General features: G+C 56.6%; 15 protein-coding genes and 1 tRNA gene. 7 read left to right on the forward strand and 9 right to left on the reverse strand.

All coding sequences use genetic code 11. The features are described 5' to 3' along the window. The first annotated feature begins 1 nt into the window (after position 1). On the forward strand, positions 2-1330 hold the full coding sequence (locus AC2FIP_RS09450; protein ID WP_496786127.1) for an HlyD family type I secretion periplasmic adaptor subunit: 1329 nt from the start codon (positions 2-4) through the stop codon (positions 1328-1330). Between the two features lie 186 nt (positions 1331-1516). On the opposite strand, the gene AC2FIP_RS09455 is transcribed toward AC2FIP_RS09450, so the two are convergent. Then, positions 1517-1592 (reverse strand) — tRNA-Val (locus AC2FIP_RS09455). 318 nt (positions 1593-1910) lie between these two features. Between AC2FIP_RS09455 and modA the strand changes: the two genes are divergently transcribed. From modA to AC2FIP_RS09475, 4 genes are all read left to right on the forward strand, one after another. Further along, on the forward strand, positions 1911-2690 hold the full coding sequence (modA, locus tag AC2FIP_RS09460; protein ID WP_496696136.1) for a molybdate ABC transporter substrate-binding protein: 780 nt from the start codon (positions 1911-1913) through the stop codon (positions 2688-2690). A 3-nt stretch (positions 2691-2693) separates the two neighbouring features. After that, on the forward strand, positions 2694-3386 hold the full coding sequence (modB, locus tag AC2FIP_RS09465; protein WP_142635905.1) for a molybdate ABC transporter permease subunit: 693 nt from the start codon (positions 2694-2696) through the stop codon (positions 3384-3386). Continuing rightward, positions 3383-4483, forward strand: coding sequence for a molybdenum ABC transporter ATP-binding protein (gene modC, locus AC2FIP_RS09470; protein WP_496696134.1), 1101 nt, complete (start codon positions 3383-3385; stop codon positions 4481-4483). The genes modB and modC overlap by 4 nt, the downstream gene beginning before the upstream one ends. 72 nt (positions 4484-4555) lie before the next feature. After that, complete coding sequence (locus AC2FIP_RS09475) at positions 4556-4963, forward strand: hypothetical protein (RefSeq protein ID WP_496688687.1); 408 nt, start codon at positions 4556-4558, stop codon at positions 4961-4963. Positions 4964-5003: 40 nt separating this feature from the next. On the opposite strand, the gene hemF is transcribed toward AC2FIP_RS09475, so the two are convergent. From hemF to clpS, 4 genes are read right to left on the reverse strand one after another with little or no spacing between them, the layout of a single operon-like run. Continuing rightward, on the reverse strand, positions 5004-5888 hold the full coding sequence (hemF, locus tag AC2FIP_RS09480) for an oxygen-dependent coproporphyrinogen oxidase (protein WP_496786129.1): 885 nt from the start codon (positions 5886-5888) through the stop codon (positions 5004-5006). A 4-nt stretch (positions 5889-5892) separates the two neighbouring features. Further along, positions 5893-6696, reverse strand: coding sequence for an SDR family NAD(P)-dependent oxidoreductase (locus tag AC2FIP_RS09485; protein WP_496786130.1), 804 nt, complete (start codon positions 6694-6696; stop codon positions 5893-5895). Between the two features lie 37 nt (positions 6697-6733). Continuing rightward, positions 6734-7699 (reverse strand): class I SAM-dependent methyltransferase, encoded by a 966-nt coding sequence (locus AC2FIP_RS09490; RefSeq protein ID WP_496691648.1) that lies wholly within the window; start codon positions 7697-7699, stop codon positions 6734-6736. A 31-nt stretch (positions 7700-7730) separates the two neighbouring features. Next, entirely contained in the window at positions 7731-8072 is a 342-nt protein-coding gene (gene clpS / locus AC2FIP_RS09495) for an ATP-dependent Clp protease adapter ClpS (RefSeq protein WP_496786132.1), read from the reverse strand. Positions 8073-8165: 93 nt separating this feature from the next. Between clpS and AC2FIP_RS09500 the strand changes: the two genes are divergently transcribed. Both AC2FIP_RS09500 and AC2FIP_RS09505 read left to right on the forward strand, forming a co-directional pair. After that, complete coding sequence (locus AC2FIP_RS09500) at positions 8166-8867, forward strand: HAD family hydrolase (protein ID WP_496786133.1); 702 nt, start codon at positions 8166-8168, stop codon at positions 8865-8867. A 281-nt stretch (positions 8868-9148) separates the two neighbouring features. Then, on the forward strand, positions 9149-10522 hold the full coding sequence (locus AC2FIP_RS09505; protein ID WP_142635921.1) for a D-alanyl-D-alanine carboxypeptidase family protein: 1374 nt from the start codon (positions 9149-9151) through the stop codon (positions 10520-10522). 95 nt (positions 10523-10617) lie between these two features. On the opposite strand, the gene AC2FIP_RS09510 is transcribed toward AC2FIP_RS09505, so the two are convergent. The 4 genes from AC2FIP_RS09510 to AC2FIP_RS09525 form a co-directional block, all read right to left on the reverse strand. Continuing rightward, positions 10618-11865 (reverse strand): hypothetical protein, encoded by a 1248-nt coding sequence (locus tag AC2FIP_RS09510; RefSeq protein WP_496786134.1) that lies wholly within the window; start codon positions 11863-11865, stop codon positions 10618-10620. Positions 11866-12013: 148 nt separating this feature from the next. Continuing rightward, positions 12014-12775: a LamB/YcsF family protein gene (locus AC2FIP_RS09515; RefSeq protein ID WP_496700652.1), complete on the reverse strand. Its 762-nt coding sequence runs from the start codon at positions 12773-12775 to the stop codon at positions 12014-12016. Positions 12776-12786: 11 nt separating this feature from the next. Further along, entirely contained in the window at positions 12787-13785 is a 999-nt protein-coding gene (locus tag AC2FIP_RS09520; RefSeq protein WP_496700650.1) for a 5-oxoprolinase subunit C family protein, read from the reverse strand. Beyond that, positions 13782-14537 (reverse strand): 5-oxoprolinase subunit B family protein, encoded by a 756-nt coding sequence (locus AC2FIP_RS09525; RefSeq protein ID WP_496786136.1) that lies wholly within the window; start codon positions 14535-14537, stop codon positions 13782-13784. The genes AC2FIP_RS09520 and AC2FIP_RS09525 overlap by 4 nt, the downstream gene beginning before the upstream one ends. Positions 14538-15160 lie beyond the last annotated feature (623 nt).

The raw sequence follows: 15160 nt of genomic DNA on the forward strand, positions 1-15160 counted from the left end.
CATGGCCATATTCTTGAATAGCCCAATCCCGCAAGAGGCGTCGGAAGTGAACAGCCGAAATCGCAGCTGGCAGAAACCGCGCCTGGCAGCCTTTTTGGCATTGACCTCTTTGGGGATGATCGCTGGCCTGATTGCTCTGTCAGCGCAAACGGCGATCCCGCAAATCACGCGCGCACCGGGTACAATCATCCCTTTCGGAGACTATTTACAGATCGAGACATTGCAGGGCGGTGTCGTTCAGTCTGTGCATGTCCATGACGGTCAGATTGTCGAAGAGGGCGATGTCCTGATTCAGCTTCAACACCCAGACCTGTTTCATGAGCGCGATGTACTTGCGGGGCAGATGTCAGCGGTCGGACAGGAATTGGCAAACGCGCGCGCCGTGCTGACAAAACTGGGCAGTTCAGAACCGTTGGCCCAGTCGGAAATCGAGGTTCTTGCCCTGAGCGGTTTAACAAGCGCTTCGGCGGCGCTGGAGCTGTATGCCGAAAGTCAGCGTATCCAGCGCCTGTCCATCGCCCAGCAGGAGGGGACACTTTCTATCCTAGCCAAGGCGGCCACGGTCGCTCAGGAACGGGTGGACAAGAAAGAGATTGCCTTGCAGCGATACGCGCAGCTGCAGTCACAAGGCCTCAAATCCCTAAGCGATTTTCTGGAGGAAGAGGACGAGGTTGATGCATTGCGCGCTGCCGTCTCTGACGCGCGGGTCCGGGTTGCGGAACTCAGGAACGCCCTGACTTTGGCAAAGGCATCTCTGGCCCGGGAAACCCTTTCGTTACGCGAAGAAACGCTTATTCGGCTTTCCGAATTGGAACAGGAAGATGCGCGCCTGCGTGTATCGGTTGGCGTGGTAACCTCCAAGCTGGACGCCCTGCGCATTTCTGCTCCGGCTCGTGGCATCATCCAGGCGGTCACACACCCTAGCCCCGGTGAGGTCATCGCCCCCGGAGAGGCGATATTTGAACTATTGCCGACACGACAGGAACTGGTTGTCGAGGCGAGGATACCCAATTCCGAAGTTGGGCATGTAAGCACTGATCAGCCGGTCGCCGTCAGCATTGATACTTTTGATGTGCGTCGATTTGGGAAAGTCCCGGCGCGTCTGCAATCGGTCTATCCGTTGCCGTTGACAGATGAGCAGACCGGAGAGACCTATTTCCGCGCAGCCTTTGCCCTGTCCCAAGACAAAGTCGGATCGGGATCGTTCCAACGTCCTTTGAGTGCAGGCATGACCGTGGTGGCCGAAATGACAACCGGAGAGCAGACTCTTTTGTCATACCTATTGAAGCCGGTTCAACAGACTATCGAGGGGGCATTCAAAGAGCGCTAGATTTTTGGCGCATCTCAGAGCCAGAGGAAATGAAGATGTAACTGCCGGAATCCTGCCTGAATTCGTTTTCCCAAGGGCCGGCTTACAACAGCATCGGTTTCGTAAAACAGAGCATACAAACATCCAAAACACTGGGCATTCAGTGTCGATTTGGCCACAGAAAGGATATTAGAAACTAGCGGGAAATGGTGGGTGATGAGAGACTCGAACTCCCGACATCTTCGGTGTAAACGAAGCGCTCTACCAACTGAGCTAATCACCCGTGAGGCTGCATTTAGCCAAGCCGGCGCGCGGGCGCAAGAGGGTCTGGCACAATTTCTTTCACTGAATTTAGACAAGGCGGGCATCTGGGGTGATATCTCCGCCAACCGGGCTCTGATTTATCAGACTTTCTGAGGGATCACGAAATCTGAACCGGTCGTTTCGGACCAGGCACCTTCAAAATATCTTGGGTGTTGTAGCGGCTATGGATTGCCCGTTTCAAAGGTTCTTATTCACGATGCGTCCTATCGATGCTTGCGCGCCCCCCGCCGCCTCAGATATCCCCTGATGGAACCTTAACCTACGAGACGGGAACAATATGACCCTGTCATCCGCAAGCCGTTTTCTGGCTGCTGCTATTGTTTTGGGTAGTTTGATATCGACTCCGCAGCGTGCAGAGGCCGACGATGTTTTGGTTTTTGCTGCTGCCAGTCTGAAAAATGCTCTGGATTCACTTGTACCGGGTTTTGAACGGCAAAGCGGTCAGGAGGTTGTCATATCGTATGCGGCGTCTTCTATACTGGCACGTCAAATTCAACAGGGCGCCCCGGCGGATGTGTATATTTCAGCCAACAGTGACTGGATGGACGTCCTTCATGAGAATGGGCTGATTGATGCTGGATCGCGGGTTAACCTTTTGGGAAATGGGCTTGTCCTGATCGGTGGGCCGACGGCCGTTGAAATTGAGGGGTTTTCCCCGCAGACGGACATCTCAGCCGCTTTGTCAGGTGGGCATCTTGCGATGGCCCTGGTCGATGCCGTGCCTGCGGGAATTTACGGCAAAGCGGCGCTGCAAAACCTAGGTCTTTGGGATAGTGTTCAGCAGCAGGTGGCGCAGACCGACAATGTACGCGCGGCTCTGGCATTGGTTGCCGCGGGGGCTGCCCCCTTTGGTGTTGTCTACCGATCGGATGCCCAGGCCGAGGATCGGGTGCGGGTTGTGGCCTCTTTCCCTGCAAATCTTCACCCGGAAATTGTCTACCCGGCCGCTGTAACAATGCAAGCCTCAGCCGAGGCATATGCTTTCCTAAGCTACCTACAGACCGACGCAGCGATGGCAGTCTTTGCAGAGCAGGGATTTGCCCTGCCGGGCGACTAGCCGATGGGTTGGCTGGGACCGGAAGAACTTGAGGCGCTGAAATTGTCGCTGCGTGTCTCTTTCTGGGCAACGCTGGTTACTTTGCCCTTTGGTGTATTCGTTGCCTATGCACTGGCACGCTGGCGCTTTCCCGGGCGACAAGTGTTGAATGGGTTGGTGCATTTGCCATTGATCCTGCCGCCGGTTGTTACGGGATATCTGCTGCTATTGACCTTTGGTATTCAGGGCCCGATTGGTGGACCTCTGGCGGGGCTTGGAATTGTTTTTGCGTTTCGCTGGACCGGCGCGGCGCTGGCCGCTGGGATCATGGCGTTTCCGCTGATGGTCCGTGCTATTCGCCTTTCGATCGAAGCCGTCGACCCTAAGCTCGAACAGGCCGGAGCCACGCTGGGTGCCTCGCGTCTTTGGGTTTTTGTCACCGTAACTTTGCCGATGATTCTGCCGGGGGTGATCGCCGGGACCATCCTTGCCTTTGCAAAAGCCATGGGTGAGTTCGGCGCGACGATCACCTTTGTTTCGAACATACCTGGACAGACACAGACGTTGCCATCGGCCGTTTATGCGTTTCTGCAGGTTCCGGGTGGTGAGGCGGCGGCGATGCGGCTAGTGGTGATATCGGTCATCATCGCGATGGGGGCGCTGCTGTTGTCAGAGTTTGTCGGTCGTCGCGCCGCGGCAAGGGTGTCGGGGACATGAGCCTTTCCGTCAATCTGCAACATGATCTGCCAGGTATTCAGTTGGATGCCAAATTTGATGCGCCTGCCGGGGTGACGGTTCTGTATGGAAGGTCCGGCGCCGGTAAGACGACAATCGTTAACGCTGTTGCGGGATTGCTGGATCCCAAAGCTGGTCGCGTATCCGTGGACGGGTGGACGTTGTTCGATACGGAAAAGCGCCTTTGGCTGCCTCCGCATAAACGCCGCTTGGGGTATATTTTTCAGGAAGGACGGCTGTTCCCGCATCTGACAGTGCGCCAGAACCTGTCCTATGGGCGCTGGTTTGCGCCCAAAAGCGTGCCGCGCGAAGACCCCGATAAGGTGATTGAAATGTTGGGGATCGGGCATCTTTTGGACCGTCGTCCACTGAGCTTGTCAGGTGGCGAGAAGCAGCGTGTCGCCATAGGCCGCGCCTTATTGGCCAGCCCGCGTCTGATCCTCGCGGATGAGCCTCTGGCCGCTTTGGATGATGCGCGGAAGGCCGAGATACTGCCCTATTTCGAACGGCTTCGGGATGAGATTTCGGTGCCGATCCTTTATGTGACCCACTCGGCAGCCGAAGTTGCGCGGCTGGCAACTTCTGTCGTTGCCCTGCAGGACGGCAAGGTGGTTCGGCAAGGCCCGGCTTCCGAAGTGATGGCTGATCCTTCTGTGGCCCCGCTCGGTGTCAGAGCCGTTGGTGCGGTGCTTCAGGTGCAGGTATCAGCTCACCATGCAGACGGGTTGACCGAGTTGGCAGCCGAAGAGGCGCGCCTATTTCTGCCGCGTATTCCCCATAAGGTCGGTGAAAGCCTGCGTATTCGCATCCCCGCACAAGAGGTGATCCTTGCCAGTAAGCGGCCCGAGGGCCTGTCAGCGCTGAATGTACTGGAGGGCAGGGTTGATACGATCCGAGCGGGGGAAGGCCCCGGTGCGATCGTCTCTGTCATTACACCTGCAGGGACTATTCTGGCTCGGATCACCCGACGTTCGGTTGAAGCCCTTGGGCTTGCTGCGGGTAAACCTTGCTTTGCGGTGATCAAAACCGTGGCGCTGGCACCGCAGGATGTTGGTGGGCGGCTGCACTTTGAGAATTGAAACGGCGCTTTACGGAAAGCGCATCTGTTCTATGATTTCCCAAGGAAACTATTTTGTCCGGGGTCGAGCACCATGAAATACTTTGTATCAACATGTATTCTAACGCTGATGATGGTGCCTGCTATGGCCCAGGCTGTTGGGTTCGGGGTCGGTATAAACCCCGCATTCCGAACGACAGTGACACCACGTGACAATGGCGTTTACGAGGTTTCAACCAGCGGCAGTTCTGCGCCAGTGGCCTATTGGTGCGGGATCGGGGATTTTGCGATACGCACGCTTAGAACCAAATCGAACCAGCGTATTTACATAACCCGGGCCTATGACAAACAGACACGGACGGTGCAATTCTCGCTGACTGCGCCCGAAGGGGTTGATACGACGCCGGGCTATTCGGTTACTGTCAAACGCGTTGGCGAGAACATGTCAGCGGCATCGGCGCAGCGCTATTGCTCTGACAATTTCATGGATTTCGGGTTCTGAAACCCCGGAAGTAAAAAGCACTGCAGGGGCAGGTCAGGCGCTAGACCCATTTGGCCAAGGGCGGCAGGCTCATAAGCACTGCGTCCGGGTCGTGCCCGGTCTCTAGCCCGAATTTGGTTCCGCGGTCATAGACAAGGTTGTATTCGGCATAGAGCCCGCGATGAATCAGTTGGGTATCCTTATCGGCGGTGTCAAAGCTCTGTTGCCTGCGCTTTTCGACCAAAGGCAGAAAGGCTGGCAAGAAGGCCCGCCCGATATCCTGTGTCAGGGCAAAGTCCGATGACCAGTCTCCGGTGCAATAGTCATCCAGAAAGATACCGCCGACACCGCGGGCGCGCTTGCGGTGCGGGATAAAGAAATACTCGTCGGCCCACTCTTTCAAACGCGGATAGTGGCCCGGTCCGTGGGGGTCCAGATGGGCCTTCTGGGTTGCGTGGAAATGGGCAGTGTCTTCGTCATATTCGATACAGGGATTCAGGTCTGATCCGCCGCCGAACCACCAGGCGTGAGGTGTCCAGAACATGCGCGTATTCATGTGAACAGCAGGAGCGTGCGGGTTCTGCATATGGGCAACCAGGCTGATACCCGAGGCCCAGAACCGCGGGTTCTCGGTCATTCCGGGAATGCCTTTTCGGGCAGCCATTGCCTGTTGCGCCCGTTCCCCGAGCTGGCCGAATACGGTCGAGACATTGACGCCGACTTTCTCGAACACGCGGCCGCCGCGCATCACGGACATCAAACCGCCACCGGCGTCCGCCCCGTCATCGGAATGCCGTTTGGTCTCTTTGACTTCGAAACGACCGGGTTGAGCATCGGAAAAAGGTCCGGTGTCGTGGGAATCCTCAAGCTGCTCAAAAGCGTTTACGATTTCATTGCGCAAGTCACGAAACCAGGCTGCGGCGGTGGCTTTTTCAGTATCGAACATCTGTTTAATGGGCCGGGGCTGCGACGGGGTCCAGCAAAGTGCGTCCACCGTCAATGGTTAGGATTTGTCCAGTGATGAAACCTGCGGCGTCCGAGGCAAGGTACTGTGCGGTTTCGGCCAGTTCGTTTGGCGCGGCAATCCGGGAAAGGGGTGTGTGCTTTTCGATATCATCCCGAAATGTGCGATTTTCCTTGAGCGTCGATTGCAGCGAAGCGCTCATCACCGATCCCAGCGCGATCGAGTTCACGCGGATGCGGTTTGGGGCAAGGGCAACGGCCAAGGATCGGGTCAACTGATCAAGCGCTGCTGTAGACACCGAATAGGCCATCAGATCGGGATGGGTGCGACGGGCAGCAATCGAAGATAAGTTGATGATGGATCCCGCAGGGTTTTCGTTTTCATCATCAGCGGATTGCTTGATCATCCGTTTGGCAACTAGTTGGCTCAGTCGCAAGGCCGGCATCAGGTTCTGGTTCAACAAGGTGCGGACCGAGTCGTCTTCCATGTCCAATGGATCAGACGGGATAACCTGGCGCGAGCCATTTATCAGGATGTCGACCTGTTCGAAAGCGTCAATCGTGGCTGAAAGCAGGTTCGCAATCGTCAGCTTTTCACGCAGATCCCCGGCGAAGAAACGGATGTTGCTGTCATCTGCCTGCTCGCCCAGTTCATTGGCCAGTCGTTTTTCATCCATGTCGGCGAACATGACATTGGCCCCGGCATCCGCGAAGTGACGTCCGATGGCCAATCCGACACCATTTGCACCACCTGTGACGATCGCGGTCTTGCCGGCTATGGAAAAGGACATGCGTGTTCTCCTGATGTGCGGTGCAGGTTAGCGGGTATCACCGCCGAGGGCGAGAGGCGTGGAAGACCTTGAAACGATTGTCCCCGGTCACTTCCTTCACCTGGGCGAAGGCCTCGTTCAGCGTAATTTCATAGGGTAGGTGTCGATTGGCGACCATCCAAAGGGAACCGCCCCGTGTCAGACTGCGCGCAGCAGATTTGATGAATCCCTGACCCAACGTGGGATCAGCACTGCGCGATGTGTGAAACGGCGGGTTCATAATGACCGTATCCAGCGGCTCAGGCGCGCGCCAGGTGACCGCGTCGGCCCAGTGGAACTGTGCACGGTCGTCTTTTACATTTGCACGAGCACATTGCAGGGCGATGTGATCGGCCTCGACCAGATGCAATTCCTGCAGCCCCCTTGCACCCATTAGCCCTGCGGACAGGTATCCCCAGCCAGCCCCCAGATCGGCGACCCGACCGCCCAGTTTTTCAGGCAGGGCAGCAAGCAGCATTACTGAAGCCGGGTCGACCCCGTCTGCAGAAAATACTCCGGGCGCTGTCTGAAATCCGTCGGCGGATTGGGTGGCGGGTGCGGCCCAGTCCTCGAACGCGTTTACGTCGGACTGGAACCAAAAGATCTTGCCATGTGCTTTTGCGATGGGCCCCTGCACAGTTACGCGTTTGCGAATATCCTTCAACAGGCTGTCGACGCCATTTGTCTTAGCGCCGTCGACCACAACCAATCCGGCCGAACGCTTGCAAGCCTGATACACGAGGCTGCGGGCCAAAGCCTTGGCACGCGGCAGGAAAACGATGGCGTCCTGGCACAGGTCATCGGCCTCGGGCGTGGCCCTGAATCCGTGATCCGCAAAATGGTCGTGAAACGGCTTGAATGGCTGGACTACCTGCGTATCTGAAGCCAGCCCAGCGAGGTCTTCCTCGGGCGTTGGCCCAATCACGGACAGGGGTTGCGCGATTTCAAGGCCGCTTTGCAAGGCAAGGTCTAGGCGAGGGGACATTGGCAATTCCGAAAAGAGGTCAGGCGTCGCCTTACTCTTCGCGTTCCATAGTGCACTGCAGGGGGTGCTGATGGCGGCGAGCAAAATCCATGACTTGCCCGACCTTGGTTTCGGCAATCTCATGACTGAAGACACCAACAACGGCGACGCCCTTCTTGTGGACGGTTAGCATGATCTCGAACGCCTCTGCGTGGGTCATGCCGAAAAAACGTTCCAATACGTGAACGACAAACTCCATCGGGGTGTAGTCGTCATTCAAAATCAGCACTTTGTACAGCGGCGGGCGTTTGGTTTTGGGGCGTGTCTGTACCAGGATCGACGAATCCGCATCGTCGTCCGGTTTGTCAGACATCATCCATTGGTTCTCAAACATTAGGCGCAAACGTCCGATTCAGGCTTCGGTTTATCTGTGCGCTTATATAACGTCCAATGCGTCAGATAAAAGAGCCAGCAGGACGTTATCCAAATGGGCGAAAAACTAACCACAATCGGGTTCGATGCCGATGACACGCTGTGGCACAACGAACGGTTCTTTCAGCTGACGCAGGCACATTTTGTCGACCTGCTATCAGATCATGCCGAATCGGATCACCTGATGGACCGATTGCTGGCTGCCGAAAAACGCAATATCCGGCATTATGGATATGGAATCAAAGGCTTCACCCTCTCCATGATCGAAACGGCGATCGAAGTGACCGAAGACCGTGTTCCTGCAGTGGTTATTCGTCAACTGATCGAAGCGGGGCAAGAGATGTTGGCCCATCCGATCGAGCTGTTGCCCTATGCCCGGCAGGCCATCGAAAGCGCTGCCGACACCCACCGCGTAATCCTTATCACCAAGGGCGATCTGATAGACCAGGAACGCAAACTTGCGCAGTCCGGTTTGGGCGATCTGTTCGACGGGGTAGAAATCGTGTCCGAGAAGACACCGGAAATCTATCGCCAAATCTTCGCGCAGCATGGCGAGGGGCCCGCTGCGGCTATGATGGTCGGAAATTCGATGCGGTCCGATGTGGTTGCTCCGATTCAGGCCGGATGCTGGGGTGTATACGTGCCGCATGGGCTGGTCTGGGAGATCGAGCAGGCCGACGTGCCGGCCGACAGTTCCAGATACCACGAATTGCCCGATCTTAGTGGATTGACGGCGCTGGTTCGCTCTTTGAGTTGATGTTGCCATTTGGTCGCAGTTTCCGAAAATAGGGGCCGGCCGACGACACAGTCTTGACGAAATGGCAGGTTTAGCAGTGCCCCGCCGTTTGTACCGCCACATCTAGTGGGTCTTTGACATACGCTGAAAGCGTTAAAGATATGAGCTTTCGGTTTCTTTCGCGGGGGTGCTGTGCTACGCTGATGGGTAATAAAATAAATAGTAGCTGACCGGGAAAACCCGGCGGCCTGAGGTAGACAGAGGCAAAAATCGTGCAGGTACGGCGGACAGTTCCGGCCCCTATGGGCGTATTCCTTGCAGCATTCCTGTTGTTGTTTTCCTTCGCTCCGGCGCAGGGCATTGCTGCACCATATGCGGCGATGGTGATCGACGCGCGAACGGGCGAAGTGCTGCATTCCCGAAACGCCGATACACGCCTGCACCCGGCCTCGTTAACCAAAATGATGACGCTGTACATCGCATTCGAAGCGGTTCGGAACGGTGAGATCACTCTCGATACGCAGGTGACCATCACCAAAAAGGCTTCCTCTGAACCGCCTTCAAAGCTGGGTTTGCGTTCGGGGCAGAAGATTGCTTTCCGCTATTTGATCCGTGCGGCGGCGGTGAAGTCGGCCAATGACGCTGCCACTGCCATTGGTGTTGCCCTCAGCGGGTCCGAAGCCGCCTTTGCGCGCCGCATGACACGTACCGCCAAGGCGATGGGAATGAGCCGTACAACCTTTAAGAACGCACATGGTCTGACCGAGGCCGGACATCTGTCGACCGCACGGGACATGACCACGCTGGGGCGGCATTTGCTGTATGATTACCCGCAATATTACAACCTGTTTTCGCGCCAATCCACGAATGCGGGGATCAAAACCGTTCCCAATACGAACCGTCGCCTGCTAGCGGCCTATCGCGGTGCGGATGGGATCAAGACGGGCTATACCCGTGCAGCTGGGTTCAATCTGGTTGCCTCGGCCAAGCGCAAGGACGAACGGATCATCGCGACTGTCTTTGGTGGCAAATCCGGCGCATCGCGCAATGCCAAAGTAGCCGAGCTGTTGGACATGGGTTTCCGCCGCGCCCCGTCGCGCGCGCCGATCCGCAAACCAGCCCGGCCGGCCTATGCCGGTAATGCAGGTTTGAATGCGAAAGTCGCCAGCGTAAGCGGCGCGCCCACCAGAAGCCTGCGACCTGTTCTTCGACCCCAGCGGGGGAGTACCGTTCTAGTGGCGAACAATGTCGCCGCAACCGCAGCCAAGAACGACGCGCGGATTCAGGACGGTATCGCCGCAGCCATCGCCTCGGCAGGTGTAGAGACGCCGACCGAAGGAACGACGCGCCCGACGGTACGCACGGATGATCTGGTGCTGGCCTCGGCAGAACAGCCCGAGCCAGAGCAGGAAATCGTCACACGCTTGTCGACCTCTGGCGGTCATTTGTGGGGCGTGAATGTGGGGCGCTATACGACCCGGTACGAGGCTGAAAAGGTTCTACTGAAAACGGCCCTGTCGGAAATGACCACATTGGAAGGCACGCTGCGCAAGGTCAATCAAAACTCACGCGGGTTCGATGCGACGTTCCAGGGCATGACCCGAGAGCAAGCCGATCTGGCCTGCCGCAGACTTCAGGCCCGCAATGTCACCTGTTTCATGATCGGGCCGTCATAAGACCCGACATATACTCTCCTGGATGGGTCTGGCCACGGAATTCCGTGGCCTTTTTTTGCTGAGCGAGCGTGCCGTAGTAGGCGGCAGGGATCAGGTCAGTCGAATACGTGGCCGTGCTGATATTGCTCATCCTGACCGGCGGCCGCAGTCAGGGCCGCGACGTTATCTTTGGTAAAGAACCCATCATACTTATGACAGCGCTCGATATACTCGGTGATCAGCAGAGTGTTCTTCGAGTGTTTTGAGAAGATCTGCTTGAGGTTCGGATCGTCTTTGCACTCTCCAACCACATGGGCCAGGAATGGCACCCCTTGGTCTTTCAGAGTGTTCACAACGAAATCCACATTCTTTTCGCCCGCACCGTGATCGCCGTCCAGAATCTCGATCGCCATGTGATGCAGCCGACGTCCGAAATTGCGGACGAAATCCTCGGTTGGCATGGGCCGTTTGGCAAAAGAGTTTACAAACGAAGGCGTATTATTGGCTGTAAATACCTTGGCCGGGGATTTCTTGTCATCATCCACACCGGCATTGCGGTTCACATTGGTCGACGAATTCATGTCGAAAATGTTGTACGCCCCCCAGAAATAGTAGGGCACCATCGTCAGAAATTCGAGGATCGCATCCTCGCGCTCACCAGCCAGAACGCGTGTCGCCAGATGGTCGATGCCCAACATCAGTGAAGAGATATTGCTATCGGCACCAAAGGCAGCAGCCTCATCCAGTCGCGCTTGTTCTGGGCTGCTGAGCAATACCCTGTCGCCCAGACCCAAACTGTCGGTATCGTTGAAATCCAGCGTTGAATAACCGACCCGGTTGCAGGTGAAATCAGAAGGGGTGGTGAACCGAAGGCCCTTTAGCGTGTAAAACGGGTTCTCGGTGTCGCCGGAATATTCGAACCGGATATTCTGATCCTCCAGCGTTTTGGTCAGCGTGTTCAGGTCAGTGGCGCCAAACACTTCGCCAACATAGCGCGTTTGCGGCGTGTTTCGTGCCAACGGGTACATGCGGTTGATGCGCGGGATGAAGTCTTCGAATGTCGGGCTAAGCGGAGCCATCACGATGAGCGCCGGGTAGTCCAGGTGTGAATGCAGGACCGAGTATTTATGCGTCCGTCCAAGATAGCTGGCCGTGTGGCGGTATGGCGACATCACATATAGCTCGACCAGAGTGTCGAAAAGAACGTCAGTTTCGACCTGAAGCACGACAGCGCGCATGGACCCAACCTGCTGGGCGACACCAGAGCTGGCACGGCGTTCGTAAATTTTTGGCAAATACTCGTTGAAGAAGTCCGAATTCTTCTTGTCGCCGCGTGGTTCGTAAGACGCTAAATCAAAAGACATAAAGTTACTCCTTGCCCAGACTAGGCAAACCAGGTGCGGTTCGTTGCCGGGATTGTGGTATTCAGAACATATGCTTGCTGACATGCTAGGGAGGGAATTCAACCTCGGCAACAGTCTGAGTACGGGCGGACGCATTGCACCCGCGGGATTAACGCAGGAACTTTGTCACCTCGACACCGCCCGCGATCAGGTTTTCGCGGACCGAATGCGCAATCTGAACGGCGGTTGGTCCATCCCCGTGCAGGCAGATCGTGTCGATCGCGGTATTAAGCCTTTTGCCGGTTTCGGTAATGATGGCCCCCTCGCTGACCATTTCCAGAATTCGAGGCCCTGCAATTTCGGGGTCGTGGATGACGGCTCCGGGCAAGCTTCGGTCGACCAGAGTGCCATCGTCGTTATAGGCGCGGTCGGCAAAGATCTCGCCGACCCACTTGCAGCCCAATTCCCGAACGGCTTCTTCCTGCTTGGTGACGGCCAGCACCATGATGATGATATCTGGGTTCACGTCCAGCGCGCCCTGATAACAGGCCCGCGCCATGTCGATATCGACCGAACACATGTTGGACAATGCACCGTGCAGCTTCAGATGCCGGACCTGCGTTCCAACGGCGTTTGCCATACCGATCGCCGATCCCAACTGATACCGAACAAGATTTCGCAGGCTATCGTGGGGTATTTTCATATTGCGACGGCCAAATCCCTGTAGGTCAGGAAAGCCGGGATGCGCGCCAATGCCGACACCGTTTTCCGCAGCCAGGGTCATCGTTTGCGCCATGACGTCCGGATCGCCCGCGTGAACGCCACAGGCAATGTTGGCCGAAGTGATAATCCGCAACAGGCTTTTGTCATCGCCCATGCTCCAGGGGCCAAAGCTTTCCCCCATATCGGCATTAAGATCTACGCTGAGCATCGGCAAACTCCTTAATCTGTGGCAGAGATCATTCCGCTGACCAGTTGATAAGATAGCAGGTCAGCAATGTCATGAGGATCACGGATCAGCGGTTCGACCTTGGATGGCAGGTTGGCCAGTTCTTTTTGAAAAGCCGCCTGCAGGGAAATGGCCTCGTCCATTTCGACCAGCCTGAACTGAAGCTGTACGCCCGCCGGGGTTTGCGCAGCCCGCGGCAGGTCACAGGGAAGGACGGTCGCAATTCTGGGATACCCGCCGGTTGTCTGACACTCGGGCAGCAGAATAAAGGGATTGCCAGTGCCGGTCATCTGAATGTCGCCGGGGGTGATGACCTCGGACAATATGTTCAGCTGCCCCTTTGCGGCGAAGCCCTCTCCGTCGCTTTCCAGCTGCATTCCCATGCGATTTGCGCGGGACCCGCGAGTGAATGTCGTGCGCAAAAAGCGGCCCAGCGTTTGCCGGTCGAACAGTTCGGTCTGAAAACTGGCCACAACCCGCAGCGAACCGCCCGAGAACCGATCTTCAGCCCGCAACTTCTGTCCTGCCTGCTGTGACGCTGCCCCGGCGGATAAGCTGTCTCCGGCCTGTAGGGCGCGCCCGATTTTGGCAGTAAGGTGAGTTGAGCGGGACCCCAGAAACTCCTGCATCTCAATACCGCCGCCCAGGTGCAAATATCCATAGGTTCCCCGTGTGGCGGCCCCGATCATCACCCGCTGTCCGGTTTCAAGGCGGTAAGAGGCATTCCACGAAATGGCAGTGCCATCAATACTGGCCCGCATCGGTGCGCCCGTCAGTGCAATCTGTATGGGATGAGTGGCCTCAAATTCACCGCCCATTCCGACCATTTCAAGCGCGGCAAGTTTTGGGCTTTGTCCCAGCAATGCAGCGCCTTCGTGCAGGGCCAGTAAATCTGCTGCGCCAGATCGGGAAAGCCCTTGATCCAGATACCCGTGGCGGCCTTGATCCTGTATTGTACAAGCAGGCCCTATGCGCAGGACAGACAGGCTCAAACCGCGATCTCCTGACAGGTTGCGCCGCCTGATCCATCAACGTCATTGGCGCGTATCGCCTCTAGTTCCTCGCGCGTGACTGATACGAACTGCATTTCGTCGCCGGGTTTCAGGGCAAAGTTGTTCTGTGCTTCAGGGCGAAAACAGCGAAAAGCGGTTTGGCCGATATGTCGCCACCCGGTTGGTGTGGGTCCCGAGAAAAGGACAAATTGCGAAATCGCCAATACCAAAGCGCCCTCGGGCACCATCGGGGTCAACTTCTTGAGGCGCGGTATGTTGAACTCGGGGCCGAGCGGGCCAAGATATGGCTGACCGGGAGCAAATCCGATCGTCAGGACGCGGACGGTTGTGGCGCTCAATCGATAAACGGCTTCATCGGGGGACAGCCTGGCTGCAGCCGCTGCCTCATCTAATTGAGGGGCAAGCGCGCCGCCATAAACCGTGGGGACACGCCATAACCTGCGCCCCTGGGGGAGGGGCGCTTTGTACCAATCCTGCCGCCGCAGCAGCTGCTCGACCCGGTCGCGAAGGTTTGCGAGGGCAAACTGGGATGGTTCAAATCGGATATAAGTCGACGCCAGCGTCGCTGAGGTTTCAATGACATCTTCCCACCGTTCAGAATCCACCGCAGCTCTAAACGCCAATGCTGCCCGGTTCGATGGCTCGGCCATGGTTTCGGCGAAAGAGACCAGCAGGCCGTCAAAGCCGACGGTGCATATGCGTGGGAAGATGGCGGCGTGTGTTCGTGTCATCTCGCTGCGTGCCAGTATGTAACTAGTCAGGTGACCTGAACGCAATCCAGAGCGTTTCGCAAGAGAGGGTGCAAAGTATTTGCTGGTGCATCCTCGTTTCAGACCGCGTGCAGGCAAATTCCGACTCGGTGCGGGTGTGTTTCATACCCGACGACTCATACGAGTCTTGTAGTAGACGTGGGAAACTCAACAATATGTTGATATCGGGCATAGCTCGTACGGAAAGCAGTGTGGATACCTTAGGCGTGATAATGGGCTTTCCTGGGAGCATCGGTCGAATTTATCACCTTAATTATCTGAATTTATTTAGTAAAATAAGAAAGTGCAAAAAAGTTGCTCAGGGCATGATTTTCTGCTTGCGGTGTATGTTTGTAATGCTTAGAACCCCCTTCACCGGCGCTGCTGAGGCGCTTGGGACACACTGGAGAGACGGTGGGACGGGTTGGAGAGACGGCCGGACGCATCGGAGAGACGGTGGGCATCTTAGGGAATGATTTAGGCGGGCGCGCTGATGTTATTGGCGCAACGGTCTGATTTTTGGCTCTTGGTGTTTTGTTCTTTGACATTGATGGATAACTGAAGAGATATGTGGGCGGTTTGGTTCGTTTTCGACGGATTGAATG

Source organism: Ruegeria sp. CDSB114, from assembly GCF_059611025.1.